The sequence below is a fragment of the Vreelandella olivaria genome (assembly GCF_023507745.1).
Classification (GTDB): Bacteria; Pseudomonadota; Gammaproteobacteria; order Pseudomonadales; family Halomonadaceae; genus Vreelandella; species Vreelandella olivaria_A.
Map to the genome: position 1 here is coordinate 23,880 of NZ_JALPZO010000120.1, position 23,490 is coordinate 47,369.

Annotated in this window: 36 protein-coding genes; 32 read left to right on the top strand and 4 right to left on the bottom strand. The window is 57.7% G+C overall.

Annotated elements, in window-relative coordinates:
* Positions 1-89 precede the first annotated feature (89 nt).
* The 11 genes from HP566_RS12465 (at position 90) to HP566_RS12510 (ending at position 5,660) form a co-directional block, all read left to right on the top strand.
* Complete coding sequence (locus HP566_RS12465) at positions 90-908, top strand: GPO family capsid scaffolding protein (RefSeq protein WP_249977590.1); 819 nt, start codon at positions 90-92, stop codon at positions 906-908.
* 15 nt (positions 909-923) lie between these two features.
* Positions 924-1,940: a phage major capsid protein, P2 family gene (locus HP566_RS12470; RefSeq protein ID WP_249977591.1), complete on the top strand. Its 1,017-nt coding sequence runs from the start codon at positions 924-926 to the stop codon at positions 1,938-1,940.
* 3 nt (positions 1,941-1,943) lie between these two features.
* The gene (gene gpM, locus HP566_RS12475) at positions 1,944-2,627 is read left to right on the top strand and encodes a phage terminase small subunit (protein ID WP_249977592.1); all 684 of its coding nucleotides are present in this window, start codon (positions 1,944-1,946) and stop codon (positions 2,625-2,627) included.
* Between the two features lie 130 nt (positions 2,628-2,757).
* A complete protein-coding gene (locus HP566_RS12480) occupies positions 2,758-3,231 on the top strand; it encodes a head completion/stabilization protein (RefSeq protein ID WP_249977593.1) in 474 nt (157 codons plus the stop codon).
* Positions 3,228-3,449, top strand: a complete 222-nt coding sequence (locus HP566_RS12485; RefSeq protein WP_249977594.1) for a tail protein X — start codon at positions 3,228-3,230, stop codon at positions 3,447-3,449. Before HP566_RS12480 ends, HP566_RS12485 begins: the two co-directional genes overlap by 4 nt.
* Positions 3,450-3,472: 23 nt before the next feature.
* Entirely contained in the window at positions 3,473-3,676 is a 204-nt protein-coding gene (locus HP566_RS12490; protein WP_249977595.1) for a hypothetical protein, read from the top strand.
* Complete coding sequence (locus tag HP566_RS12495; protein WP_249977596.1) at positions 3,666-4,175, top strand: lysozyme; 510 nt, start codon at positions 3,666-3,668, stop codon at positions 4,173-4,175. The genes HP566_RS12490 and HP566_RS12495 overlap by 11 nt, the downstream gene beginning before the upstream one ends.
* A complete protein-coding gene (lysB, locus tag HP566_RS12500) occupies positions 4,172-4,606 on the top strand; it encodes an Rz-like lysis system protein LysB (protein WP_249977597.1) in 435 nt (144 codons plus the stop codon). Before HP566_RS12495 ends, lysB begins: the two co-directional genes overlap by 4 nt.
* Positions 4,497-4,721 (top strand): Rz1-like lysis system protein LysC, encoded by a 225-nt coding sequence (gene lysC / locus HP566_RS21880; protein WP_425348196.1) that lies wholly within the window; start codon positions 4,497-4,499, stop codon positions 4,719-4,721. The genes lysB and lysC overlap by 110 nt, the downstream gene beginning before the upstream one ends.
* Positions 4,718-5,209 (top strand): phage tail protein, encoded by a 492-nt coding sequence (locus HP566_RS12505; RefSeq protein WP_249977598.1) that lies wholly within the window; start codon positions 4,718-4,720, stop codon positions 5,207-5,209. The genes lysC and HP566_RS12505 overlap by 4 nt, the downstream gene beginning before the upstream one ends.
* Positions 5,202-5,660, top strand: coding sequence for a phage virion morphogenesis protein (locus HP566_RS12510; protein ID WP_249977599.1), 459 nt, complete (start codon positions 5,202-5,204; stop codon positions 5,658-5,660). The genes HP566_RS12505 and HP566_RS12510 overlap by 8 nt, the downstream gene beginning before the upstream one ends.
* A 47-nt stretch (positions 5,661-5,707) precedes the next feature.
* Here HP566_RS12510 and HP566_RS12515 read toward each other — a convergent pair whose 3' ends face one another.
* Positions 5,708-6,013, bottom strand: coding sequence for an Arc family DNA-binding protein (locus HP566_RS12515; RefSeq protein ID WP_249977600.1), 306 nt, complete (start codon positions 6,011-6,013; stop codon positions 5,708-5,710).
* A gap of 121 nt (positions 6,014-6,134) precedes the next feature.
* On the opposite strand from HP566_RS12515, the gene HP566_RS12520 reads away from it, so the two are divergent.
* A complete protein-coding gene (locus HP566_RS12520) occupies positions 6,135-6,374 on the top strand; it encodes a CopG family ribbon-helix-helix protein (RefSeq protein ID WP_249977601.1) in 240 nt (79 codons plus the stop codon).
* A complete protein-coding gene (locus HP566_RS12525) occupies positions 6,371-7,252 on the top strand; it encodes a BRO family protein (protein ID WP_249977602.1) in 882 nt (293 codons plus the stop codon). Before HP566_RS12520 ends, HP566_RS12525 begins: the two co-directional genes overlap by 4 nt.
* A 76-nt stretch (positions 7,253-7,328) precedes the next feature.
* On the opposite strand, the gene HP566_RS12530 is transcribed toward HP566_RS12525, so the two are convergent.
* Together HP566_RS12530 and HP566_RS12535 are read right to left on the bottom strand one after the other, a co-directional pair.
* A complete protein-coding gene (locus HP566_RS12530) occupies positions 7,329-7,610 on the bottom strand; it encodes an addiction module antidote protein (RefSeq protein WP_249977603.1) in 282 nt (93 codons plus the stop codon).
* On the bottom strand, positions 7,607-7,903 hold the full coding sequence (locus HP566_RS12535; RefSeq protein WP_425348195.1) for a type II toxin-antitoxin system RelE/ParE family toxin: 297 nt from the start codon (positions 7,901-7,903) through the stop codon (positions 7,607-7,609). Before HP566_RS12535 ends, HP566_RS12530 begins: the two co-directional genes overlap by 4 nt.
* A gap of 121 nt (positions 7,904-8,024) precedes the next feature.
* Here HP566_RS12535 and HP566_RS12540 point away from each other — a divergent pair, with 121 nt between their 5' ends.
* From HP566_RS12540 to HP566_RS12620, 17 genes are all read left to right on the top strand, one after another.
* The gene (locus HP566_RS12540) at positions 8,025-8,576 is read left to right on the top strand and encodes a phage baseplate assembly protein V (RefSeq protein ID WP_249977605.1); all 552 of its coding nucleotides are present in this window, start codon (positions 8,025-8,027) and stop codon (positions 8,574-8,576) included.
* Positions 8,576-8,917 (top strand): GPW/gp25 family protein, encoded by a 342-nt coding sequence (locus tag HP566_RS12545; RefSeq protein WP_249977606.1) that lies wholly within the window; start codon positions 8,576-8,578, stop codon positions 8,915-8,917. Before HP566_RS12540 ends, HP566_RS12545 begins: the two co-directional genes overlap by 1 nt.
* Complete coding sequence (locus tag HP566_RS12550) at positions 8,914-9,804, top strand: baseplate assembly protein (RefSeq protein ID WP_249977607.1); 891 nt, start codon at positions 8,914-8,916, stop codon at positions 9,802-9,804. Before HP566_RS12545 ends, HP566_RS12550 begins: the two co-directional genes overlap by 4 nt.
* Positions 9,797-10,333 (top strand): phage tail protein I, encoded by a 537-nt coding sequence (locus tag HP566_RS12555; RefSeq protein WP_249977608.1) that lies wholly within the window; start codon positions 9,797-9,799, stop codon positions 10,331-10,333. Before HP566_RS12550 ends, HP566_RS12555 begins: the two co-directional genes overlap by 8 nt.
* Before the next feature lies 1 nt (position 10,334).
* A complete protein-coding gene (locus HP566_RS12560; RefSeq protein WP_249977609.1) occupies positions 10,335-12,806 on the top strand; it encodes a tail fiber protein in 2,472 nt (823 codons plus the stop codon).
* A 2-nt stretch (positions 12,807-12,808) separates the two neighbouring features.
* Positions 12,809-13,384, top strand: coding sequence for a tail fiber assembly protein (locus HP566_RS12565; protein WP_249977610.1), 576 nt, complete (start codon positions 12,809-12,811; stop codon positions 13,382-13,384).
* Between the two features lie 349 nt (positions 13,385-13,733).
* Complete coding sequence (locus tag HP566_RS12570) at positions 13,734-14,918, top strand: phage tail sheath protein (protein ID WP_249977611.1); 1,185 nt, start codon at positions 13,734-13,736, stop codon at positions 14,916-14,918.
* 20 nt (positions 14,919-14,938) lie between these two features.
* A complete protein-coding gene (locus tag HP566_RS12575) occupies positions 14,939-15,451 on the top strand; it encodes a phage major tail tube protein (RefSeq protein ID WP_249977612.1) in 513 nt (170 codons plus the stop codon).
* Between the two features lie 62 nt (positions 15,452-15,513).
* Complete coding sequence (locus HP566_RS12580; protein ID WP_249977613.1) at positions 15,514-15,822, top strand: phage tail assembly protein; 309 nt, start codon at positions 15,514-15,516, stop codon at positions 15,820-15,822.
* 26 nt (positions 15,823-15,848) lie between these two features.
* A complete protein-coding gene (locus HP566_RS12585) occupies positions 15,849-15,986 on the top strand; it encodes a GpE family phage tail protein (RefSeq protein WP_249977614.1) in 138 nt (45 codons plus the stop codon).
* Positions 15,976-18,567 carry a phage tail tape measure protein gene (locus HP566_RS12590; RefSeq protein WP_249977615.1) on the top strand — a complete coding sequence of 864 codons (2,592 nt, stop codon included), beginning with the start codon at positions 15,976-15,978 and terminating at the stop codon, positions 18,565-18,567. The genes HP566_RS12585 and HP566_RS12590 overlap by 11 nt, the downstream gene beginning before the upstream one ends.
* Before the next feature lie 14 nt (positions 18,568-18,581).
* On the top strand, positions 18,582-19,025 hold the full coding sequence (locus HP566_RS12595) for a phage tail protein (RefSeq protein ID WP_249977616.1): 444 nt from the start codon (positions 18,582-18,584) through the stop codon (positions 19,023-19,025).
* Positions 19,022-20,008, top strand: coding sequence for a phage late control D family protein (locus HP566_RS12600; protein WP_249977617.1), 987 nt, complete (start codon positions 19,022-19,024; stop codon positions 20,006-20,008). The genes HP566_RS12595 and HP566_RS12600 overlap by 4 nt, the downstream gene beginning before the upstream one ends.
* A gap of 88 nt (positions 20,009-20,096) precedes the next feature.
* A complete protein-coding gene (locus HP566_RS12605) occupies positions 20,097-20,279 on the top strand; it encodes a type II toxin-antitoxin system HicA family toxin (protein ID WP_249977618.1) in 183 nt (60 codons plus the stop codon).
* 38 nt (positions 20,280-20,317) lie between these two features.
* On the top strand, positions 20,318-20,737 hold the full coding sequence (locus HP566_RS12610) for a type II toxin-antitoxin system HicB family antitoxin (protein WP_249977619.1): 420 nt from the start codon (positions 20,318-20,320) through the stop codon (positions 20,735-20,737).
* A 223-nt stretch (positions 20,738-20,960) separates the two neighbouring features.
* The gene (locus HP566_RS12615) at positions 20,961-21,188 is read left to right on the top strand and encodes a hypothetical protein (protein ID WP_249977620.1); all 228 of its coding nucleotides are present in this window, start codon (positions 20,961-20,963) and stop codon (positions 21,186-21,188) included.
* Complete coding sequence (locus HP566_RS12620) at positions 21,136-21,723, top strand: DUF2335 domain-containing protein (protein ID WP_249977622.1); 588 nt, start codon at positions 21,136-21,138, stop codon at positions 21,721-21,723. The genes HP566_RS12615 and HP566_RS12620 overlap by 53 nt, the downstream gene beginning before the upstream one ends.
* 191 nt (positions 21,724-21,914) lie before the next feature.
* Here the strand turns inward: HP566_RS12620 and HP566_RS12625 are convergent, their stop codons facing one another.
* Positions 21,915-22,265 carry a hypothetical protein gene (locus tag HP566_RS12625; protein WP_249977621.1) on the bottom strand — a complete coding sequence of 117 codons (351 nt, stop codon included), beginning with the start codon at positions 22,263-22,265 and terminating at the stop codon, positions 21,915-21,917.
* Positions 22,266-22,381: 116 nt separating this feature from the next.
* Between HP566_RS12625 and HP566_RS21755 the strand changes: the two genes are divergently transcribed.
* Positions 22,382-22,735 carry a hypothetical protein gene (locus HP566_RS21755; protein WP_340163074.1) on the top strand — a complete coding sequence of 118 codons (354 nt, stop codon included), beginning with the start codon at positions 22,382-22,384 and terminating at the stop codon, positions 22,733-22,735.
* Complete coding sequence (locus HP566_RS21760) at positions 22,728-23,270, top strand: DUF4113 domain-containing protein (RefSeq protein WP_340163075.1); 543 nt, start codon at positions 22,728-22,730, stop codon at positions 23,268-23,270. Before HP566_RS21755 ends, HP566_RS21760 begins: the two co-directional genes overlap by 8 nt.
* The last annotated feature ends 220 nt before the right edge of the window (positions 23,271-23,490 follow it).

Sequence of the window (23,490 nt, forward strand, 5' to 3'; positions counted from 1 at the left end):
TACTTACACCCAGCGCTCATTGAGCCAAGCCGCGTGTGCGGGGAACCTGACCGCAGCCAAACGCCCAACCCACACACCGAGGCCCGCTCATGCCCTGGCACCGCATCGCAAAAGAAGGCGCAACCACCGATGGCCGCACCATCAGCGCCGAATGGCTAACTCAAATGGCCGCTAATTTCGACCCCGACAACTACGGCTGCCGGGTCAATATGGAACACATCAAAGGCATGCTGCCGGATGGCCCCTTCAAAGCCTACGGCGATGTCACCGCGCTCAAAACCGAAAAAGGCGACGACGGCAAGCTGGGCCTATACGCCGAGATCGACCCGACCGATGAGCTAAAAGCGATGGTCGAGAAACGGCAAAAAATCTACACCTCCATGGAGATTGATCTCGACTTTGCCGACTCTGGCGAAGCCTATCTGGTAGGGCTGGCGGTGACGGACTCACCCGCCTCGCTGGGCACTTCCATGCTCAAGTTCAGCGCGTCCGAGGGTAAAAACTCCCCGCTGGCCGCCCGCAAGCAGCGCCCGGAAAACCTCTTCTCTGAAGCTATCGAAACCGAGCTCTCATTCAGCGAGGAAGAAGCACCACAAGACAAAGGCCCGTCCCTGGCCGATCGCGTCAAGGCGCTTTTCAAAAAACAGGACGCCAAAACGGAAGCTGGCTTTGCAGCTTTCCGCGCCGATCTGGAAGAGACCCTCGGCCTTTTCGTGGAAAAACACCAGGCACTCAGCGAAGCACTTAAAAAGCGCCCCACCCAGGCCGCCTTTGCAGAGCTCAAACGCGCCCACGAAACGCTGAAAGAAGAGTTCGACGCGCTCTACACCCAGCTCGACACCACCCCCAATCGCTCGCCGCGCACTCCCGCCACTGGCAACGACGGCTCCATCGAAACCGACTGCTAAGAGACGCCCCTCACTATGCGTACAGAAACTCGCAAGCTCTTCAACAAATACGGCCAGCGCCTGGCACGCCTCAATGGGGCTGAGAATGCTTACTCCTCGTTCGATATCGAGCCGAGTGTGCAGCAAACGTTGGAAACCAAGATCCAAGATTCCAGCGACTTTCTCAGCCGAGTCAATGTGATTGGGGTACGCGATCTTGTCGGCCAAAAGCTTGGCTTAGGCATCAACGGCCCTATTGCCGCCCGCACTGATGTCACTCAGCGAGATCGTAGTCCTATTGATCCCACCACAATGGACAACCATGAGTATCGTTGTGAATCCACTGAATACGATACCTACCTGACCTGGGCAAAGCTCGACGCCTGGGCAAAGTTCCCGGATTTTCAAGCACGTATTCGCGACGCCATTATCAAGCAGCAGGCACTCGACCGTCTCATGATCGGCTTTAACGGTAAAACAGCCGCCAAACAGACAGATAGAGCGGCCAACCCACTGCTACAAGACGTCAACATTGGCTGGCTGCAGAAATACCGTAACCACTCACCTGCACGTGTTACCGGCGGCCACGTGATTGGTAAGGGTCGAGAATTTAAAAATCTCGATGCGCTTGTGTTAGAAGCCGTAAATACAATGATTGAGCCCTGGCACCGCGATTCAACAGATCTGGTAGCGATCGTTGGCCGGACACTCATGACCGAAGAGTACCTACCCAAGGTCAATAAATATGAGCAGCCAACTGAAAGCCGTGCGCTGGACATGATCATGGCGGCAAAACGAATTGGCGGCTTAAACAGCTATCAAGCCCCCTTCATGCTGGAAAAAGGCATCTTCATCACCTCTTTCGAGAACCTGTCGATCTATTGGCAGGAAGGCTCACGACGCCGCTATCTCAAAGATAAACCAGAGCGCAAACGCGTCGAAAACTACGAATCCTCGAACGATGCCTACGTCATTGAAGACTATGGGTTTGGCTGCCTGATCGAGGACATCACGCGAGAAAACGTACCCACCGACGAACCGGCAGGGGAATAAAGCATGACGAGTTCTATCCGCCGTCACTTTGAACGCGTCAGCGCCGCCCAAGCGGCCGCTGATGCGGGCACCCAACCCATGCAAGGCGAAGCTTACGAGCTTATGCAAGCCGCGCTGTTTGAAGACTACCGCCGTCTCAAATCCACCCAATCCATGGAGCGCAAGGCCGAGATCAAACGCGAGATCCTGCCCAACTACACCGACTACGTGGCTGGCGTATTGGAAGCCGGCCAAGGTGCCCAGGACGATGTGCTAATGCGCATTATGCTCTGGCGAATCGATGCCGGAGACCTTGCCGGTGCTATTGCGATCGCCAAATACGCGATCAAGCACGGCCTTACGCCGCCAGATCAATTCGAACGCGGAACAGCCGCCATCATTGCCGAAGAAATCGCCGAGCAAGCGCTTAAGCAGTTGGATGAAGAAGGTGCCGATACCACCGCCCTGCTTACCCAACTGATCGACGTGGAATTACTCACCCGCGATGCCGATATGCACGACCAGATACGCGCAAAGCTGCACAAAGCGCTGGGCTACGCCTGCCGTGCCACCGGCCAGTTAGAAGATGCCCAGGTCAATCTAGAACGCGCCCTGTCACTCAACGACCGCATTGGCGTGAAGAAAGACCTCGAACGCCTGGAACGAGAAATGAAACAAAACGCTGCGCAGCCAAAGGCTGACAGCTAACCGAGTCGACCGCCGACGTCAGGGGGCGCGACATGAGAGCCAGGCGTTAAATTTGCCTGCCGCCCACCCCCTTCTTATTCATCGCGCCCGACCCCGCGCGAAAAACGTTTATCCGCTACCAGGAACCATGATGAGCAGCTTTATCTCCGCAGGCACCCCGTCTAGCGAAACGGCTGAACAGGCAATTCAAAACAACGGATTCTGGCCGGACATTCAGCCCGGCGACTTCCGTGAACGCCACCGGCTGGATAGCACCATCACCAGCGCCCGCATTGAAAGCGCTCTGCTCGCCGCCATGGCCACGGTCAACCGGGTACTGCGTCACTGGCAGCAGGCCAAAGTCGACGCTGGCTACCCCACCATGGAAGCGCTGCCCATTCCCGTTTGGCAAGTGCCGGAAGTGTTTAACGTTCTCTACCTGCGCGCCGTTTACTCCACCGCCCACGCCAACCTGCTGGACCGCTACGCGGATTATGACGCCACCAACAGCGGCCGGGAACGCGGCGAACGCCTGCAAGACCCCGCCGACGGTTACCGCCGCGATGCCGCCTGGGCGATAAGTGAGATCGAAGGCCGGCCGCACAGTACCGTTGAGCTGATATGAGCACCCGGATCACGACTGTCCGCGCTCAGCAAAACGACACCCTGGATGCCCTTTGCTACCGGGTTTACGGCTACACGCAGGGCATAACCGAACAGGTACTGGCTGCCAACCCCGGGCTTGCCGAAAAAGGGCCTTTGTTGCCCCACGGCACGCCGATCAACCTGCCCGCCATCACGCACTCCCCCCAACGCGCGCCCACCGTGCAGTTGTGGGATTGACACGTTTATCCATTGAGGCCCGCATGAGCCACTCCTTCGAAATCACTACCGAAAGCGTCAAGGTCGCCCCGCCGGCCGTGGTCTCGCTGCTGCATGTAGGCGGCATGACGCCTGCTGACTGGGTGACCTTACTCACCCTGCTCTATCTAGCACTGCAAATTGGCCTGTTAGTACCGCGCTACCTAAAACGTATTCGAGAATATTGGGGTCGTCGCCATGAGTCTTAAAAGCCGCATTGCCATTGGTGCCACTGCCGGTGCCTTAAGTATCGCCACCGCGGTGGTCTCTTATTACGAAGGTTATCGCCCCACCGCCTACCGTGATCCTGTGGGTATTCCCACGATTTGCTATGGACACACCGCCACCGTACGCATGGGGCAAACCCTTAGCCAGGAACGCTGCACTGAACTACTGCAGGCGGATCTCGGCATTGCCTTTGCCGCAGTTGATCGGCGCGCCCGTGTTGACCTTCCCCCACCTACCCGTGCCGCGTTGGCATCCTTCGTTTACAACGTGGGGGAAGGCAACTTTGCCCGCTCCACCCTGCTACGCAAGCTTAATGCCGGTGATGTTCGCGGTGCCTGCCATGAGCTATCCCGCTGGGTTCATGCCGGTGGCAAACGGTTAAACGGCCTGGTGAAACGCCGTGCCACTGAAAAAGAACTCTGCCTGGCAGGGCTTGAGAAAGAGCTAGAGAAACGAGTAGATCAGGAGCTCACACCATGAACCGCCTACTCGCCGCGCTGATTATTTTAGCGCTGGTGATCGTGGTCACCTGGGCGCTCTGGCAGCGCACGAATGCTGCCGAGGCCCGCGCCGACCTCGCCGAACAGCAGCTGGCCGAATCCCTGCAGCGCGAAGCGCAACACCAGGTGGTCATCAACGCCCTATGGGCAAACGCCCGCCGCCAAGAAAGCCAGCGCCGTGCCCTCGCTCAGCAGCAGGCAGCCCTCACCCGCACCGCCGCCAACCGCCTCACCACCATCGAGGAGCTACACCGTGAAAACGACACCCTGCGCGCTTGGGCTAACACTCGCCTGCCTGATGCTGTTAGCCGGTTGCGCAAGCGCCCCGCCGTCACCGGCGCCGCTGCTTACCATCAATCAGTGCGCGACGCCGAGCCCCTGCACCCTCCCGGCCAGCCAACCGACCACTAACGGTGAAATGCACCTACAGTTGGAACGCACCGAAGCCGCCTGGGCACAGTGCGCCGCCGAGGTCGACGCCGTTATCGCCTGCCACGCCACCGCAGATGAACAGGAGCCCCCATGAAAAAGCTGCACCTGCTACGCGCCCACCTGATGAACGCGGTGCCCGCGCTTGCCAACGATCCCGAACGGCTGCTCACCTTTGTAGAAGAAGGCAGCATCGAATTTCACCGTGGCCACAATTTTTCTCATGAGTACCAGTTCACCGCCCAACTAGTGCTCACCGACTTTAGTGCGGATCTCGACACCATCATGGTGCCCCTGTTGCAGTGGCTGGCCGAATACCAACCGGATGCCGACCCCACGGAAGCCATCAGCTTCGAAGCCGAGATCCTCAGCCACAACGCCGTGGATGTCGCCCTGCGGGTCAAACTGACCGAACGGGTACTGGCAAAAGTGGACTGCGCAGCGGGAGAGATCCGGGTCGACCACGCCTTGCCCCGTTTTCCTACGACAGGCTGCCCCGACACGCGCTGGCAGCTGCTAATTCGTGATAGCGAGGCCCAGGCGGATTACACGCTGGTCGCCGAGTGGGAAGGCCCGCATGGCTGATAATATGCAGGCGTTGGAAGAGTGGGTTGGCCCGCTACTCGCCAAGCTGGATGTTAAACAGCGCAGGGCATTAACCCGCAACGTGGCCCGGGATCTTCGCCGCCGACAGCGTGACCGCATTCGCGCCCAAACCAACCCGGATGGCACGCCCTACGCCCCGCGTAAGCCGCAATCGTTTCGGGCCAAGCAAGGCAGCATCCGCCGCCGGGCCATGTTCAGCAAACTCTCCACCGCCAAGTGGCTCAAGGCCACCACCCAGGGCGACACCGCCGTGGTGGGCTTTTTCGGTAATGTCGCCCGCATCGCCACCACTCACCAGCGTGGCCTGATGGATCGCGTTAGCCGCGACGGCCCCCGCGTGGAGTACGCCCAGCGGGAACTACTCGGTTTTACCACGCTGGATCGTGAGATGGTTATGGAGTCGGTGCTTAGGCATTTGGGAGAGGAGTAGAGATCTATTTTTCAGATCTGGTACACATATTGTGCGTACCAGCTTTTTTACTTGTCAGGCTTGGACTCTGATTCCGAATCTATCGGCTCCGAGAGCGAGCGGCTGCCAACAAATGCCCTAACGGCTTCTTCAACAGCCAGAACACGCTCTTTCCAATCGGCAGCTTCTTCCGGAGATATCTCGGCGCTTAGTCGATGACCAGCCACGAGATAGTCATCAAAGCTTTCCTCCAGACGCGCAAGTATTTCAGCATTTAATGAGCGGTGATTTTGCTCTGCTGTTTTTTGCAGTGCTTGCCGCAGCTTCTCCGGCATTCGCAGCGGATAGGGCTTCGTTTGATGTCTATCTGTCACGCTATTTCCTCCAAAAAACATTATCAGATTGCACGTGGATTCTATTTGAGTCAAAGAATCCACTTGACATCCACATTAAGTGGATATCAAAATGAATCCACAAGTATTGATAGGAGCCCACATGTCTGAACGTCATCAAAGAGCCCCCTTTCCGCTTCGCGTTAAGGAACCCACCAAGGAATGGTTAAAAAGGAAAGCAGCTCAGGAAGACCGGAGCTTGAACTGGATCATCAATAATTTGATAGAAGCGGCCATACACCGTGAACAGCAAGCAGAAACCTCGAAAGAAGAAGCCCTCGGCGCTGCCACGCCAAGGGCTTCAGAACACAGCCCCAACCTCTATGAAAGGAACTGCCCATGAATCATAGCACTGCAACTGCCGAAATTCTGCCCTTCCGCTTCGAGACTCGCGAAGTGCGTACCCTACTGATTGATGACCAGCCGTGGTTTTGTGCTTCTGATATTTGCCACATCCTTGGTTATCGTAACTCTCGCGATGCACTTGCAAAGCATTGCCGTACAGAAAGTATAGAAAAATACGATACTCCTTCTGTGAAATCTGATGTAGCGAAACGCGACATCACATCTCGGGCTCGGCGCTCGCAAGCAATGACCTTCATCAACGAAGGCAACCTATACCGCCTAATCATCAAGAGCCGTAAAGAAGAAGCGCTACGCTTTGAGTCTTGGGTGTGTGATGAAGTCCTGCCCGCCATACGTAAGCACGGCCATTACCGTGATGCCGAAGGCAGAATGAATACCCTGATCGGCCAGACGATTGGTACCGATGGGTTCCACTGTTTGGCTGCCGTGGTAGAGGGTCGGTTACGCCGCTACCCAAAAGCTACTCAACAGCGCACTCGCTCACACCTCTGGTCACAGGTACGCAAAGCCTTCGGTGTTAGCCGCGGCGAAGACATCCCCGCCAGCCAACTGGATGCCGCTCGCCAATTTATTGCCGCTTATGCCCTGGAAGGCGAATGGCTACCGGCCTCTCCATGCACCCCGGTGGACGCTCCCCTCCCCCTGCCCGATACGCCGGATGAAGCCGATTACGTTAATCTGAAATCGCTATGTCACCACATGTTGCAGATCCGTGAACTCTACCGCCACTACCATCTATACGATGCCCTTACCCAGCTTGGCTCGCCTGCTGGAAAGCGGCTCTATGGTCATGTGGTAGATGGAGCGGCAATTGCCCAACGTTATCAATCAAGGCTTCAGCCTCGTCTACATTGAAACGCCTTCACCCCAAACAAAATGCCCCACCGTAAACGGTGGGGCATTTTCACATGGTGTCGTTAACCCTTAAGCGTTAAGACGCTTCAGCATGTAACGTAAAGCCAAGGGCTTTTGTGACCTTCATAATCGTTGCAAAACTCGGGTTTCCATCAGCAGAAAGCGCCTTGTACAGCCCTTCGCGAGTCAACCCAGTATCACGGGCAAGTTGTGCCATACCACGGGCGCGGGCAATATCGCCAAGCGCTGCCGCCACAAGGGCAGCGTCGCCCTCTTCAAGGCAGGCTTCAAAGTACAAAGCCATATCCTCTTCGGTATTTAGATGGTCAACGACATCCCATTTACGCAGTGTGCTCATGGTGCCTCCTTCAAATCGCGTGCTAACTGCTTCGCGATATCAATATCTTTTGCCTGGCTGGATTTATCACCGCCGGCCAGCAAAATAACCAGCTCGTAACCCCGTTGAACAAAGTAGACGCGATAACCCGGCCCGTAGTGAATCCTCAATTCCGAGACGCCTTCCCCCACCGGCTCACAATCCCCGAAATTCCCCAATTCAACGCGGCGCAGCCGGGCCAGGATTTTTGCCTTGGCCCTGCGGTCTCGCAATTTATTGAACCAGTCCGAATAAGTGTCGGTTTCGCTAATCATCTTCATAGTCTTAATGTAAACCACAGTTTACACCGACGCAAGTAGCCCCTTCGGTGTAAATAGCCCCACTCACACCCGCCGCCGCTTCGCCTTCGCCCAGCGCCGCCGCAGGATAGCGGCTATGAACATTCCCGAACTCCTCCGCCTGCTGCACAACCTGATCCGCCTCGGCACCATCGCCGAGGTGGATCATAACGCTGCCCGCGTGCGTGTGAAGGCAGGTGAACTACTGACCGATTGGCTGCCCTGGATTGAAGGCCACGCAGGTACCACGCGGGATTGGGACCCGCCCACACAAGGCGAGCAGGTGATCCTCTTTTCACCCGGGGGTGATCCGGCTGCTGGGGTCGTGCTTAGCGGCTTGTTCTCAAACGCCCACCCCGCCCCGGCCAACAGCGCAGACCTATGGCAAAGGCTGTTTCCCGATCAAGGGCTGTTTGAGTACGACCACGCTAATAGTGTGCTGCGGATTCATCTACCCGGCTCAATCGAGATCGTCGCCCCAGGCGGCACCACCTGGCAGGGCAACATTCAACACACCGGTGAACTCAACCGCGAAGGCGGCTACGCCCAGCAAGGCGGCGGGCTAAATCACAACGGTAAGAATGTCGGCCATGACCATGTTCACGGTGGTATTCAGCCCGGCCCCGCCAATACCCAAGGGCCCATCTAATGGCAGGCATGAACGCACACACCGGCCGCCGGCTAGATTCGCTGGCCCATATCCAGCAATCGGTGGCGGACATCCTCACCACCCCGCTTGGCTCCCGGGTGATGCGCCGGGAGTACGGCTCGCTGCTGCCAGAACTGATCGACCAGCCTTTGAACGGCCCCACGGCACTACGTGCTTACTCCGCCACGGTAGTGGCCCTGATGAAATGGGAGCCACGCATTCGCGTTCAGCAAATCACTCGCCAGGTTTCTACCCAGCGCCCTGGCCGTTTCGATCTGATCATCACCGCCCGCCGTGTGGATAGCGGTGAAAGCGTAACGCTAGAGGTACCCGTGACATGAGCATTGCCATTGACCTCTCTCAATTACCGGTACCCACCGTTGTAGAAGCCATCGACTTTGAGGCTATTTTTGCCGAGCTGCTCGCCGACCTCATCTCACGTTATCCCGCGTTTGATGTGCCCGCCGAGTCCGACCCGATTTATAAGGTATTGGAGGTCGCCGCATATCGGGAGATGCTGGTGCGCCAACGCGTCAATGAAGCCGCACAGGCCGTCATGCTGGCGTATGCCACCCACGAAGACCTCGACCAGTTGGGCGCGTTGTTCAATGTACGGCGGCTGCTTATAACGTCCGGCGCCCCCAACGCCATTCCCCCTCAACCCGCCGAGTACGAAAAAGACGCCGACTTTCGCCGCCGCATTTTGCTATCGCTCCAGGGGCTCTCTACTGCCGGGCCAGAAGGGGCTTACATCTACCATGCACTCTCCGCCGCCGGGGGCGTTCTGGATGCCAGTGCCACCAGCCCGCAGCCCGGCGAAGTCGTGGTCACGGTACTGGCCCGCGAAGGCAACGGCAGTGCCTCCGCCTCGCTGCTCACGGCCGTCGAACAGGCCGTCAACGCCGAGCACGTGCGCCCTCTGACCGATTACGTCATCGTGCAGAGTGCTGAGATTCTGCCCTACGCCATTGCCGCCACGCTTTACTTCTACCCTGGCCCCGATAGCCAGGTCGTTCTGGCCGAAGCCCAGCAAATGGCTCAGCACTACGCCAACGAACAGCACCGGCTAGGCAAGGACATCACCCTCTCCGGGTTTTACGCCGCGCTGCACCGCCCCGGCGTGCAGCGCGTCGAGCTGGCCAGCCCCACGGCCACACTCACGGTCAACCGACAGCAGGCCGCCTACTGTACTCACATCCACCTGACCGACGGGGGCATCGATGAGTGACCCCAGCCTGCTACCCCCCAACGCCACGCATCTGGAACGCAGCACGGCCAGCACCACCGCCCGCATCACCCAGGTACCGACCCCGCTGCGTGACCTATGGAACCCCGACACCTGCCCCGCCCACCTGCTGCCCTGGTTAGCGTGGACACTGGGCGTGGCCGCCTGGAAAGCCTACTGGCCCGAACGCATCAAGCGCGAACGCATCCGCCAGGCCGTGGAAATCCACCGCCGCCGAGGCACCGCCCAATCCGTGCGCCGCGTGGTGGAGTCATTTGGTGCCGGGGTCGCGATCCGTGAATGGTGGCAAACCGAACCGAAGGGCACGCCCCACACCTTCGAGCTGACCCTCACCATTCGAGACGACAACTACGCCGCCGAACTCCAGGAAGACATCGTGCAGGAGGTCATGCGCGTCAAGCCCGTGCGCAGCCATTTCAACCTGGTCGCAGGCATTGCCGCCACCGGCGCCATCGGCACCTGTGGCACCACCCGACCGGCCATCTACCGCCGCTTACAATTCGAGGAATGACATGGCGTTCAACATCATCATCACCGACGCTGGGCGTGCCGAACTGATCAACGCCAACCACACCGGCACCGCCCCGGTGGCCATCACCCACGTCGCCCTCAGCGCACAGCCCTTCACCCCCACCAAGGGCCTCTCCGCGCTACCCCATGAAAGCCGTCGGCTCAGCAGCATCGCCGGGGAAACCGTCGCCCCGGATACCATCAGCGTGACCGTCAAGGACGAAAGCAGCCACGCCTACACCGTGCATGGCTTCGGACTCATCACCGAACACGGCACCCTGCTGGCGGTCTACAGCCAGGCAGAGCCCATCATCGAAAAGTCCGGCCCCACCACGCTGCTGCTCACCACCGACATCGTGCTGGCCGACATCGATGCCGCCCACCTGAGCTTCGGCGACATCTCCTTCAGCAACCCGCCCGCCAGCCTCACCACCCCAGGGGTAGTCACGCTCAGCAACTCGACCGAGAGCAACGCGCAGAACCAGGCCGCCACCCCTCGCGCGGTGAAGGCCGCCAACGACAACGCCAACACTCGTTTGGCCAAAAGCCAGAACCTCAGTGATATACCAAGCCCAGGCCAGGCGCGCAGCAACCTCGGCCTCGGTGCCTCCGCCACCATGAGCACCACCGCCAGCCGAACCTCGACCAGCACCACGACGGTGCTGCAGGCAAAGGCCATGAACGATCACCGCCAGAGCGGTGATCACGATGGACGGTATGTCCAGCGTAGTCAGAACCTCAGCGATTTAACTAACGCTGCCACTGCTCGAAACAATCTTGGATTAGGGGCCGCCGCGACCAGGGGTGTCGGCGAAAATACACATGACGTAATGGCCGTTGGCGCGTTCGGATTGGGTGATCGCGCAGTGAATCCAGGCAATCGATTTTCGAACGATTTTAACTTTAGCGATATACCATCGGGTTTCTACACAATTGCAGGCGAGTGGGTTAATGGCCCGCTAGGTAATGCGATCCACACTGGCATGTTGTTCCATTTAAAAAGATCATTTAACAATCAAGATATCCAATGGTTTTTTAGAAATGGCAGCGCGGCACATATCTATTACAGAAGTGGTAATGCTAATACAGGAGCATGGGGAGACTGGCAGGAACTCTACCACAACGGCAACCTCTCCCCGGTCGAAACCGAAAGGGTAATCACTACTGGCGATGGTCTCACGGGAGGCGGTAATTTATCGAGTAACCGTACTATCAGCGTTGACGGCACAGTCATAAGGACAACGGGCAGCCAAAGCATATCTGGAGAAAAGCGCTTTACTGGTGGAGTCAACATCTCTAATGCAGGATTCAATCAGCACTTATCCTTACGTCGAGGCGACCTGGGGACTAATGTAACAATCACCACGGCAGGAAACGGTAGACTGCAATTCAACCCTATAGGGGGGGTGGAAGGAGTAGAATTCGCAAACATGTCAGTAGCTGCGGATTCTTTTAGTGGCAACCTGAACGCCTCGGATTTATCGAGCGGTTTGGTATCAATGGCACGATTACCCGTGGGGAGTAGCCGCGGGGAACTAATGGAAGTGGGTGCATTCGGCCTGGGAGAGCCGTGGATGCAACCAGATTATCCACGTAGCAACATAAACGCAGATCCCTCTCTTATACCTAGTGGGATATACCGTGTTACGTCAGGGGTATCAAATACCCCGCTAAATGCCACGGGCGTAGTGCTGGTTGCTCAGTATAATAGTGATACAACTGAGATGATGTTTTTCGCTCGTGGCTCAAGTCCGCGACTATATACGCGCTGGTACAATAACGGTTGGGGGGATTGGGTAGAGCAATACAATACAGGCAATCTAAACCCTGTCGAAACGTCACGCCAGATCAACGCTGGAAACGGCCTGACAGGTGGCGGAAATCTTACAGCCAACCGAACGATATCACTGGATGGCGCAACCATTACGAGCCTTGGCAAAGCAGATAGCGCCGTTCAGCCCGATCGGAGTATTACCGCAGGCAATGGACTCGCGGGGGGCGGCAACCTTGCCGGTAATCGCACAATCAGTATGGGAACCCCAGGTACCATTGGCCATGATACGAATAACAATGCCAGTGGCAGCACCCACACTCATACTGTTAAACAGGCAGCGTTTGGAAACACAAGAGATGGCGTGAACGATGGCGGATTCGTTACCCCGGAAACGCTCCACGGAGCCTTTCTAGGCCCATCCGCATCACATAGCGCTCGCGGTTACCAACGCCTGCCGGGCGGCCTTTTATTTCAGTGGTCCTTCACCAACGCTATCGCCGCCGGTCAGTCACAAACACTCAACTTCCCTATCACCTATCCCTCAGAAGTGTTTTGCATTGGCCTCGCGGTGTACCGCACGGCGAATGCCGCGCACGAAAACAACAGCTGCTCGTTTGCCTTTAACGGCCGCTCATCGGTCATTGTGCGCAACAATGCTGATACCAATAAAACCATCTATGTCACCGCGCTGGGGATTTAAACATGCTATATAGCGCTACTGAAAATGGCTTTTACCCTGAAGAGTTCAAGACCAGTTACGTTACTGCCGGTAACTGGCCAAACGACCTTATCGAGATTACTCCTGATGAGTGGGAGACCTTTCAAAGCTTACCACCGGAGGGCCACGAGCTAGGCAGCGATCCAGAAGGGCGACCAAAGTGGGTACCTCTCCCGCCCGAAAATTTACGCGACCTGGCCGAGCGAAAACGCCGTGAGCTAGACGCCGCCCGCGATGCCGCGTTCGCGGCGGGCCTGGAATACGACTTCAACGGTGAGATCGACGTGGTACAAACCCGCCCCGAAGATCAAATCAATCTGCTGGGCCTCTCCGCCCAGGCCCAACGCCTTATTGCTGCTGGCCAGCCAGATTCCACGCTCACGTTTCGCGGTCTGAAAAACGTCAATCGTGAGCTAACCGCAACAGAGATCGACTCGCTTACGTTGGCGGCACTGGGTCACATTGAAGATATCTACCAGCACAGCTGGGAATTGAAAGATATGTTGCAAGCGGCACTACTGGACGGGGATCGAGAAAAAATCGAGCAGCTTTTTTGGTGAATGTCGTCCAGGATGCCCTTAAGGGCATCGCCGGGGTCGGAGGAAACAAGCACAAGCATGGGAAAATCACGGCTCACCCATCAAAAAAAGGAGTACCGTTATGAACATGCTTGCCGCGATAGTGATTGCAGTCACCATCATTTTCACGTTTTTGTTCGGGCATTTTCCCTTCTAAAAAAACTGACAGCCCGCCTCACCGGCGGGCTTTTTTATGCCCGCTCACACCCCAGGGTGTAAACCACCCCATCCACACCCACCACCGCTACCACCCTCCCCCCAGCCCCCGCACGATACCTGCGTGAATTCACCCTTTTCGTTACTCGAACAGTGAACCTGCGCAGGAGCCACCATGGCACTCGATCAATACCACCACGGCGTACGCGTTGCGGAAGTTAATGACGGCACACGTACTATCCGCACGGTCTCCACCGCCGTTATTGGCGTGGTCTGCACCGCACCGGATGCGGATGCCGCCACCTTTCCCCTCAACCAGCCCGCGCTGGTCACCAATGTGGACACCGCCATTGGCAAAGCGGGCACCCAAGGCACGCTGAAAGACACCCTCACCGCCATTGGCCAGCAGGCCAAGCCCATCATCGTGGTGGTGCGAGTAGAAGAAGGCGACGATGCCGAAGAAACCACCGCCAATGTGATTGGCACCACTACTGAGCTAGGCCAGCGCACCGGGCTGCAAGCGCTGCTGACCGCCAAGCAGAAGCTGGGCGTGACACCACGCATTATTGGCGTGCCTTATCTGGATACCCAACCGGTGGCCACCGCCATGGTGCCGGTGCTGGAGCAGTTGCGCGCCTTTGGTTACGTGTACGCCCACGACTGCGACACTATTACCGATGTGCTGGCCTACCGCGATAAGTTTGGTGCCCGTGAGCTGATGGTGATCTGGCCCCAGTGGCTAGCGTTTGATACCGACGACGCCAAAACAGTGGATATCAGCCCAATAGCGGTTGCCCTGGGCCTACGCGCCAAGCTGGATCAAACCGTGGGCTGGAACAAAACCCTCAGCAACGTGGCCGTGAACGGTGTCACTGGCATCAATAAAGATGTGTTCTGGGATCTGCAATCCCCCACCACCGATGCTGGCCTGCTTAACGCCGCCGATGTCACCACCCTGGTCAACCAAAGCGGCTACCGCTTCTGGGGCTCGCGCACCTGCGCCGGGCCGGAAAGCCTGTTCCCGTTTGAGAACTACACCCGCACCGCGCAGATCCTCGCCGACACCGTGGCCGAAGCGCACCTCTGGGCGGTGGATCTGCCCCTGCACGCGTCACTCGCTCGGGACATCATCGAAGGGCTGAACGCCAAGTTCCGCGAGCTAAAAACCCTGGGGCTGATTGTCGATGCAAGCGCCTGGTTAAACGAAGAGCTCAACACCCAGACCTCGCTCAAGGGCGGCAAGCTACGCATCGACTACGACTACACGCCGGTACCGCCGCTGGAAGACCTCGGTTTTCAGCAGCGCATCACCGATTCCTATCTGGCCGACTTCGCCGAGCGCGTCGCGGCCACCGCCTGAACGGATTAGCGAGAGACTCCATGGCACTCCCCAAAAAGCTCAAAGACCTGAACCTGTTCAGCAACGGCGAAAGCTGGCAGGGCATTGTTGGATCAATCACCTTGCCCACCCTCACCCGCAAAATTGAAGAGTGGCGCGGCGGCGGTATGGACGGCGCCGTGGGTATCGATATGGGCCAAGACGGCCTGCTCACCTGCCAATGGAAGGTGGGCGGCTTGGTCGAAAGCCTGTTCGATAACTTCGGCAGTGCCCGCATCGATGCCGACATGCTGCGCATGACTGGCAGTTTTGAGCGCGACGATATCGAAGACGCCTCTTCAGTAGAGGTAGTGATGCGCGGCCGCCACACCGAGATCGATATGGGTGAAGCCCAGGCCGGCGAAAACACCGAGCACCAGGTCACCAGCACACTCAGCTACTACAAGCTGACCATCGACGGCACCACCAAGATCGAGATCGATCTGGTCAACGGCGTGTTCAAGGTCAACGGCGAAGACCGTCTGGCCGCACGCCGCCGACGCTTGGGTATTTAAAAAACCACGTATAGAACCCGCCCTTAACCTCTTAACCCCCAACACCCAACAGGAACACCACCATGACTAAAGCCACCGTTACTCAGGCTATCGCTGCACCCATTTCCCTCGACACCCCGCTAACACGTGGAGATACCGAGATCACCGAGCTACGCCTGCGCAAACCGAAGTCTGGCGAACTGCGCGGCGTATCGTTGGCCGATGTACTGCAGATGCAAACCGACGCCCTGATCACCCTGATCCCGCGTCTCTCCAACCCCTCGCTCACCGCCACCGAGGTGCGCCAGATGGACCCGGCGGATCTCGTCCAGTGCGGCGGTGAAATCGCCGGTTTTTTGCTGACGAAGCGGGCCAAGGGCGAGAGCGAATAAACCTCCCAAGCCAAGTAGAAGATGCGATGGCGGATCTCGCCATCGTCTTTCACTGGTCACCGGAAGACTGCGCCATGTTCAGCCTGCGCGAGCTAATGGAATGGCGCGAACGAGCGCGTAAGCGCAACACACCAACGGAAAGCGGGAACCAGCGTGGCGCGTAATCTTAGGTTGCAGGTAATTCTAAACGCCGTTGATCAGGCGACCCGACCGCTCCGGTCGATTGACCGCGCCTCCCAAGGCGCGTCTCAGGCCATGCGCGAAAATCGCGATCGCCTAAAGCAACTGCAAACCACCCAAAAAGACGTCAGCTCTTTTCGCAACCTCTCCCGGCAATCCACCAGCACCGCCACGGCACTACGCGAGCAACAAGAGCGCATTCGCCGCCTCTCCCAGCAAATGCGCTCCAACCAGGGCGACACCACAGCCCTCGCCACTGAACGCCAAAAGGCCATCGCCCAGGCCCGCAGGCTTACCCAACGTTACGACAATGAACGCCAACAGCTGCAACGGCTACGCACCTCGCTCAACAATAACGGGGTAAGCACCGCCCACCTCGCCCGTGATCAGCGTCGGCTTTCCAGCGATATACAACAAGCCAACACCGCGGTGGATGAACAACGTCACCGCTTAAAACGCCTGGCAGAACAGCAGCGCAACACAGCGCGGGCACGAGGCCAGTACGACCGCACCATGAACCTGCGCAACAGCATGGCCGGTACCGGCGCAGGCATGATGGCAAGTGGCGGTGCCGCGCTGTATGCAGGTGCACGGCTAATGGCCCCCGGGGTAGCGTGGGCCGAACAGATGAGCACGCTGCAGGCCGTGGGTCGCTTTACCGCAGAAGATGAGCGCTACCAGGCCCTACGCCAACAATCCCGCGACCTGGGCGGCTCCACCGCCTTTAGTGCCAGTGAAGTCGGTAGCGGCCAGGAGTTTCTACTTCGCGCCGGTATGAGCAGCGAGGCGATCCGCGCCTCCATGCGCGATGTACTCGACCTGGCGTTAGCTAATAACACCGAATTAGGCCGCGCAGCGGATATTGCCTCCAACATTGCCGGGACATTCAAAGTGGATATGGAAGCCGATGGCGCCATGGCCCGCGTCGCGGATATCCTCTCCGGCACGGCTAGCCGAGCCAACGTGAATCTGGAGATGCTCGGTGAAACCATGAAGTACCTGGGCGGTGCAGAAGATCTCAAGCTCACCATGGAACAAGCCGCCGCCATGTCGGGCATGCTTGGCAACATCGGCATTCAAGGCAGCCAATCGGGCACCACCATGCGCACCATGATGAACCGGCTCACTAACCCCGCCGCCAAGGGGGCCGCTGCCATTGAAAACATTGGACTGCAAGTAGCCGATGCCACCGGCAATATGCGCGCCATGCCCGAGATATTGCGTGATATCAGCCAGGCCACCGCCGACCTGGGCAACGTTGAACGTAAAGCCATCATGCAGGATATCTTCGGCGTAGAGGCAGGCTCGGGCATGGCGGAACTGGTGGATGCCATGGGTGGCGGCCAGCTAGACGCGATCATCAATGCCCTGGGCGATAACATGGGCGAAAACGCCCGCATGGCCAAAACCATGGCCGACAACATCGGTGGCGATCTCAAAGGGCTGCGCAGCGCCTGGGAAGAGGTGGGCATCTCCATCACCGATACTAACAACGGCCCGCTACGCGATCTTATCCAAAACGTGACCGCCATTACCCGTGGCGTCGGCCGCTGGATCAATGAAAACCCACGGCTGGCCGGTACCATCACCAGAGTGGCGGCTATTCTGGCGGTACTGGTAACCGCAGGTGGCATGCTAACGCTGATGCTCGCCTCCATTCTCGGCCCCATCGCTATGGTGCGGTTTGGTATGGCGATGGTCGGCCCGCAGATCCTTATGGCAGGTAAAGCCATGCTATGGCTGGGCGGTGTGTTCCGCACGGTGAGCATGTTCTTCCTCGCCAACCCCATAGGCATCGCCATTGCCGCGATCGCCGCCGCAGCCTACCTGATCTACCGCTACTGGGAGCCGATCAAAGCTTTTTTTCAAGGCCTGTGGCAGCAGGTAAAGGAGGCGTTCGATAACGGCATTAGCGGCGTAGCGCAGCTGCTGATGAACTGGTCACCGCTCGGCCTGCTTTACCAGGGCATTACCAGCGCGCTCACCGCATTGGGCGTCGAGATCCCCACCCAGTTCCGCTCACTCGGCAGCGCGATGGTGGACGGCCTGATTGGCGGGCTAACCGGCAAGCTGGGCGAGCTGCGCGACCGCGTGACGGGCATGGCAGGTAACGTGCGCGGCTGGTTCGCCAATGTGCTGGATATCAACAGCCCTTCGCGGGTATTCACCCAGCTAGGCGGCTACACCGTAGATGGCCTAAACAAAGGGTTAGATGCCCAGCGCAACGAACCCGCCAGGCGTATTCAGGATATCGCCCGCCGCGTTACCCGCGCAGGCGCCGGGTTAGCGTTAGGTGCTGCTGCGCTACCCGCAGCGGCGATGCCCCACATCGAACATCAGGCACCTATCCAGTTCGATACCCGCCCACCGCTCAGCGCGCCCAGCACACAGGCTGGCGGCGGGATTACGATCGAAGGCGGCATCAATATCCACGTCACCCCCGCCCCCGGCATGAATGAACAGCAGTTGGCCAAATACGTCGCCCAGGAAGTACAGCGCGCCCTGGCCAACGCCCAGCGTGATGCCCAAGCGCGGCGGCGCTCATCACTGCGCGACCTCGACTAACCGGAGCTCTTAAAATGTTAATGGCCCTTGGCATGTTCGTGTTTGAAACCCGCACACTGCCCTACCAGGAACTCAAGCGCATTACCGAATGGCGGCACCCCAGCCAATCCCGCGTGGGGGAACGGCCCGCTTATCAGTTTGCTGGCCCAGGCACCGATAGCATTACGTTAACCGGCACCCTGCTGCCCAGCTTTACCGGTGGGCGATTCAACCTGGACCAGATCCGAGAGATGGCCAACCAGGGCAACGCCTGGCCACTGATCGAAGGCACCGGCCGCCTATACGGCCTGTGGGTCGTTACCCGCGTAGAGGAAACCTCCAGCGTCTTCTTTCGTGACGGCGCCGCCGAAAAAATCGAATTTATCCTTACGCTAGAACACGTCGACGACGAACGCACCGGCCTGATTGGCAGCTTGGTGGTACCCGCCATTGCACGCCTGGCCGGGGGGTATGTGTGAACGTTAACCAGCGCTACCCACGCCCAAGCTACCGCATTACGCTAAGCGGCACCGACATCACCCCACGCATTAATGGCCGCTTAATCAGCCTCACCCTACGTGAACAACGCGGCCTGGAAGCCGACCAGCTGGATATCACCCTGGCCGATCACGATGGCCAACTGGCCATTCCCCCAAACGGCGCCGAGCTGCACGTATCGTTTGGTTGGCAGGATGAAGGGCTAATTGATAAAGGGAGCTTTACGGTAGATGAAGTACAGCACAGCGGCACACCCGACCAACTCACCATCCGCGCCCGCTCGGCAGATATGCGCGGCCAACTACCCGGCAAGCGCACCCAGAGCTGGCATGATCTAACGCTTGGGGAGATCGTCCGCACCATCGCCGGCCGCAATAATTTAGAGCCAGTGGTAGCCGCAGCGCTCAACGGCATCCGCATTGGCCATATCGACCAAACGGAAGAATCGGATTTGAATTTTCTCACCCGCCTGGGCGAACGATACGATGCCATTGCCGCCATCAAAGCCGGGCGCCTGCTGTTCACCGTAGCGGGCGAAGGCCTCACCGCCAGCGGCCAAGCCATGCCCGCCATTACCCTCACCCGCCGCGACGGTGACCAGCACCGCTACAGCGTTACCGATCGCGACGCTTACGATGGCGTAAAAGCCTACTGGAATGACACAAGAGGCGCAGAACGCAAAACCGTACTAGCAGGCAGCGGCGACAACGCCAAACAGCTACGCCCCACTTACGCCACCGAAGCCGACGCCAGCGCCGAATGGCAACGCATTCAACGTGGGCTAGCAGAATTTGAGCTAACGCTCTCCCTCGGCCGAGCAGACATACTGCCCGAAACACCGCTAACGCTTGCAGGCTACAAGCCCCAAATTGATGCCACTGCCTGGCTGGTGAGCGAGGTCACGCACTCGCTGAATGATGGTGGGTTTGGGACGCAAGTGAAGTGTGAGGTGAAAGGCAATTAGCAGCACTGGGGTTATCAGGGTTATAAAATTTGACCTAAAAAACTATCAGAGTTATAGTAACCCCACACTTATATGACAGGGGCAGGAGGTGGATAGCAGAGCACTGATAAAAGAACTGAAGAAGGATGGATGGGAGCTGGTCAGAGTTAACGGCAGCCACCACCACTTCAGGCACCCCGCCAAGCCCGGTACGGTAACCGTGCCACATCCTAAAAAGGATTTAAAAACAGGGCTGGTAAGGGGAATCAGAAAAAGCGCTGGCCTCTTATGAGGCCAGCCACTGCTGCCCCACACCAAAGGAGATCACGAATGTTGTTTCCCATTGCCATTGAACGCGGTGACGAGCAGCACGCCTATGGTGTGGCTGTTCCCGACCTACCCGGCTGCCATTCAGCAGGCGATACGTTTGAAGAAGCCATGACCAACGTGAAAGAAGCGATCGAAGGATGGCTGGAAGTCGCCGTGGATTACGGCGACCCTATACCGGAAGCCACCAGCATCGAAAATCATATGGACAACCCAGATTACGAGGGCTGGATCTGGGCCGTGGTCGATATCGACCTCACCCCGTACCTAGGCAAAAGCCACAAGATCAACGTTACCCTGCCCGATCTACTGGTTAAGCAGATTGATGACTTTGTGGCCAGCCACCCAGGCGACAAAACCCGCTCCGGCTTTCTGTCGCGTGTCGCCATGGCCGAACTGGCTAGGGCACGCAAAGGCGCTTAGTTACGCCTACCACAAGCCCCGGCCACTCCATGGCCAGGGCTTGGTTGCCTACGGTTTTAATCGAAACAACCACCAAAATGACACCTTTCGTGACGGATATCCCTTGCGCTGTTCACTTAAAGTGTCAGACTATAGATATGTATAACAGAGTGAAATACATCAAAAGACATGGAATAATCCGTGTCCCGATGGTTCACAAAGGCTGCAAAAGGAGGCCAAGACCATGAAGACATTATCTTCACGCCGTCAGCGTCTGCTACGCGCCGTTGGTAGTCTTATCGACATCCAGCCCAGTACTAACTATCGTGATTTGATAGACGCTCATAAAACTGATCTTGATCGTCTCAGCTCTGACTGGGATCGTATTGGCAAAGACATGGAACGCGCTGTTGAACGATATGACCAAACCTTCATCAAGCCAACAACCCGCCAGCGGGTCGCAGAAGTCTGATCAAACAGATCACGACAGCGAGCAAATCCCCCCTTCTCAAGATCTTGGAGCGGATCAGGAAACTGATTCGCCCGAAGACCAGAAAGAGCTAGCCCAGCTTGGCACTCTGCTAAGCAAGGAAGACTTGTCAGATGAAGAGCAACAGGCACTAACCCAGCTATTACAACGCCATAAAACAGACGTGGCAGTTGCCATTAGCCGCCGCACAACCGCCGCTTTTCAAGGGCCGCTCCCACCGCCCAGTATCCTACGTGGTTATGAAGATATTGTACCTGGCTCAGCAGCCAAAATTATTGACTGGGCGGATAGCGAACGCGAACACCGCCACCGCACAGAAACGACCATAGTCCGCGCTGAAACCACCCGTGATTTACGCGGGCAAATATTAGCCGCCATTGTGGCTTTAGCGGGTTTTGGCATAGCAGGGTTAGCACTGCTGCTAGATCATGCGGGTGTTGCTGCGCTTATTACAGCCATGGACATAGGTGGCATGGTAGCCGCCTTCATCTACGGCCGCCGCAACACGGAAGAGTGAGCCGTCACTGTTTAAGCACCAAGCGCTAATTACCAAAAATCCCCAGCCATACCACATGGCCAGGGATTTTTATTGCCGCAACCTTCTGGCGAAGCCATCAGCCACGCGTGCTATTAGGCGACACCATCACTATGACAACTATTAGCTCAGTTTAATGTAAGCCATCGTCGATAGAATTTGTAAGAAATAACCTACACCGCCCAGCACCGTGCCTGCCTAACCACCACACCTTTGAACTGCTGCACATTGACGAAATATCCCTGCCCGCCTTCCGGGGGCAGCAACCGACAACGGCTGCCCACTCTGTGGGCTTTGAATAAACGGTACTCCCCTTCCACCTCCGCCACTACCAAATCGGCGTGGCCGAACGATCGCGCTTCATCCACCACCAGCACATCACCCTCCATCCATGGCCCGCCTGGGCGCGCCTCCTCGCTTACTTCCACCAGAAAGCAGCTGGGCGGAAATTTTCGGCTATCCATTTCGGCCACCGCTGGGTGCTCCACGCCCACTACTGCTGGCCCCAAGTAGGTCACTCTCATGCTCTTACCCCGTGCTTGCTCCACATTAAGCGACGTACATTAGCGTTTGCCTGTCGCTTTCCTTGGGGCTAATACTGTATAAACAAACAGCATTTAACAAGGGTTATGGTGACAACATGATTGGCTTGGTGGACTGCAATAACTTCTACGTTAGCTGCGAACGGGTGTTCAATCCCAAGCTGATCGGGCGTCCGGTGGGCATTATGTCTAATAACGATGGCTGTATTATCGCCCGATCGGAAGAGCTGAAAGCGCTGGGTATCGAGATGGGCACGCCGGCCCACAAGGTGCGTCACCTGGTCGAGCGTGGCGAGATCGTATTGCACTCCTCCAACTACGAGCTTTACGGCGACATGTCTCACCGGGCGCAAGTTCTCGGTCAACATGGAGCGCACAGTGCTGGAGCTGCGCGGTATCAGTTGCCTGGAAATGAACGACTTCAACGAACCGCGAAAACGCATCATGACTAGTCGCTCCTTTGGTCGCCCCACGCCACACCTGCGCGATCTACAAGGCGCTGTTCGACAACACGCCCAACGGGGCGCTGAAAAACTACGCGAGCAAAAAAGCCTAGCCCGCGCCGTGCTGGTGTTTCTCAAAACCGACCGCTTCCGGCCCGACCTGCCCCAATACTCCCCCAGCCTGGCAGTGGAAATGGAGCGCCCGAGCCAGGACACCCGCGACATACTCCACGCCGCCCAGGAAGCACTGTGCAAGATCTACCGGCCAAAGTACGGCTATAAGAAAGCGGGCGTGATGCTGATCGATCTTATCGACGAGAACCGCCAACAGCTCAGCTTAATGGACACACCGCAAACGGAAGAGGAACGCCAACGCAGCCAAAAGCTGATGACCACCATGGACGCACTGAACGAAAAGATGGGCAAGGGAACGGTACGCCTGGGCCTACCAGAAAAGAACGCCCCCTGGCACCTACGCTGCGCGAACCGAAGCCCGCGCTACACGACGAACTGGGATGAGTTGATGGTTGCGCATGCCAAATAGCGTCGGGTCGTGCCACAATCAAAATACTTAAGAAATACTAAAAAGGTGTGGAATGGCAAAGAACAAGCCCTGGTCTCGGGATGAGCTAATCCTGGCGTTGAGCCTGTAGAAAAACCCCGCTGACGGCTAAGTTTTGGTAGGATCGAGAAAACAGACGAGGAGTGGTCAGCATGCCGCGCTTCAAGCCTTATAACCACGATCAAAATGCCATGGTGGTGAT

Excerpts from the sequence above, each read along its gene's own strand:
- HP566_RS12540 (WP_249977605.1), top strand. The coding sequence starts at position 8,025 with ATGAACATTCCCGAACTCCTCCGCCTGCTGCACAACCTGATCCGCCTC.
- HP566_RS12620 (WP_249977622.1), top strand. The coding sequence starts at position 21,136 with ATGACCAAACCTTCATCAAGCCAACAACCCGCCAGCGGGTCGCAGAAG.
- HP566_RS12510 (WP_249977599.1), top strand. The coding sequence starts at position 5,202 with ATGGCTGATAATATGCAGGCGTTGGAAGAGTGGGTTGGCCCGCTACTC.
- HP566_RS12560 (WP_249977609.1), top strand. The coding sequence starts at position 10,335 with ATGGCGTTCAACATCATCATCACCGACGCTGGGCGTGCCGAACTGATC.
- HP566_RS12520 (WP_249977601.1), top strand. The coding sequence starts at position 6,135 with ATGTCTGAACGTCATCAAAGAGCCCCCTTTCCGCTTCGCGTTAAGGAA.
- HP566_RS12575 (WP_249977612.1), top strand. The coding sequence starts at position 14,939 with ATGGCACTCCCCAAAAAGCTCAAAGACCTGAACCTGTTCAGCAACGGC.
- HP566_RS12570 (WP_249977611.1), top strand. The coding sequence starts at position 13,734 with ATGGCACTCGATCAATACCACCACGGCGTACGCGTTGCGGAAGTTAAT.
- HP566_RS12485 (WP_249977594.1), top strand. The coding sequence starts at position 3,228 with ATGAGCACCCGGATCACGACTGTCCGCGCTCAGCAAAACGACACCCTG.
- HP566_RS12595 (WP_249977616.1), top strand. The coding sequence starts at position 18,582 with ATGTTAATGGCCCTTGGCATGTTCGTGTTTGAAACCCGCACACTGCCC.
- lysB (WP_249977597.1), top strand. The coding sequence starts at position 4,172 with ATGAACCGCCTACTCGCCGCGCTGATTATTTTAGCGCTGGTGATCGTG.
- HP566_RS12530 (WP_249977603.1), bottom strand. The coding sequence starts at position 7,610 with ATGAGCACACTGCGTAAATGGGATGTCGTTGACCATCTAAATACCGAA.
- HP566_RS12505 (WP_249977598.1), top strand. The coding sequence starts at position 4,718 with ATGAAAAAGCTGCACCTGCTACGCGCCCACCTGATGAACGCGGTGCCC.
- HP566_RS12555 (WP_249977608.1), top strand. The coding sequence starts at position 9,797 with ATGAGTGACCCCAGCCTGCTACCCCCCAACGCCACGCATCTGGAACGC.
- HP566_RS12565 (WP_249977610.1), top strand. The coding sequence starts at position 12,809 with ATGCTATATAGCGCTACTGAAAATGGCTTTTACCCTGAAGAGTTCAAG.
- HP566_RS12585 (WP_249977614.1), top strand. The coding sequence starts at position 15,849 with ATGGCGGATCTCGCCATCGTCTTTCACTGGTCACCGGAAGACTGCGCC.
- HP566_RS21760 (WP_340163075.1), top strand. The coding sequence starts at position 22,728 with ATGACTAGTCGCTCCTTTGGTCGCCCCACGCCACACCTGCGCGATCTA.
- HP566_RS12495 (WP_249977596.1), top strand. The coding sequence starts at position 3,666 with ATGAGTCTTAAAAGCCGCATTGCCATTGGTGCCACTGCCGGTGCCTTA.
- HP566_RS12535 (WP_425348195.1), bottom strand. The coding sequence starts at position 7,903 with ATGATTAGCGAAACCGACACTTATTCGGACTGGTTCAATAAATTGCGA.
- HP566_RS12470 (WP_249977591.1), top strand. The coding sequence starts at position 924 with ATGCGTACAGAAACTCGCAAGCTCTTCAACAAATACGGCCAGCGCCTG.
- HP566_RS12465 (WP_249977590.1), top strand. The coding sequence starts at position 90 with ATGCCCTGGCACCGCATCGCAAAAGAAGGCGCAACCACCGATGGCCGC.
- HP566_RS12550 (WP_249977607.1), top strand. The coding sequence starts at position 8,914 with ATGAGCATTGCCATTGACCTCTCTCAATTACCGGTACCCACCGTTGTA.
- HP566_RS12615 (WP_249977620.1), top strand. The coding sequence starts at position 20,961 with ATGAAGACATTATCTTCACGCCGTCAGCGTCTGCTACGCGCCGTTGGT.
- HP566_RS21755 (WP_340163074.1), top strand. The coding sequence starts at position 22,382 with ATGATTGGCTTGGTGGACTGCAATAACTTCTACGTTAGCTGCGAACGG.
- HP566_RS12480 (WP_249977593.1), top strand. The coding sequence starts at position 2,758 with ATGAGCAGCTTTATCTCCGCAGGCACCCCGTCTAGCGAAACGGCTGAA.
- gpM (WP_249977592.1), top strand. The coding sequence starts at position 1,944 with ATGACGAGTTCTATCCGCCGTCACTTTGAACGCGTCAGCGCCGCCCAA.
- HP566_RS12625 (WP_249977621.1), bottom strand. The coding sequence starts at position 22,265 with ATGAGAGTGACCTACTTGGGGCCAGCAGTAGTGGGCGTGGAGCACCCA.
- HP566_RS12580 (WP_249977613.1), top strand. The coding sequence starts at position 15,514 with ATGACTAAAGCCACCGTTACTCAGGCTATCGCTGCACCCATTTCCCTC.
- HP566_RS12545 (WP_249977606.1), top strand. The coding sequence starts at position 8,576 with ATGGCAGGCATGAACGCACACACCGGCCGCCGGCTAGATTCGCTGGCC.
- HP566_RS12525 (WP_249977602.1), top strand. The coding sequence starts at position 6,371 with ATGAATCATAGCACTGCAACTGCCGAAATTCTGCCCTTCCGCTTCGAG.
- HP566_RS12610 (WP_249977619.1), top strand. The coding sequence starts at position 20,318 with ATGTTGTTTCCCATTGCCATTGAACGCGGTGACGAGCAGCACGCCTAT.
- HP566_RS12490 (WP_249977595.1), top strand. The coding sequence starts at position 3,473 with ATGAGCCACTCCTTCGAAATCACTACCGAAAGCGTCAAGGTCGCCCCG.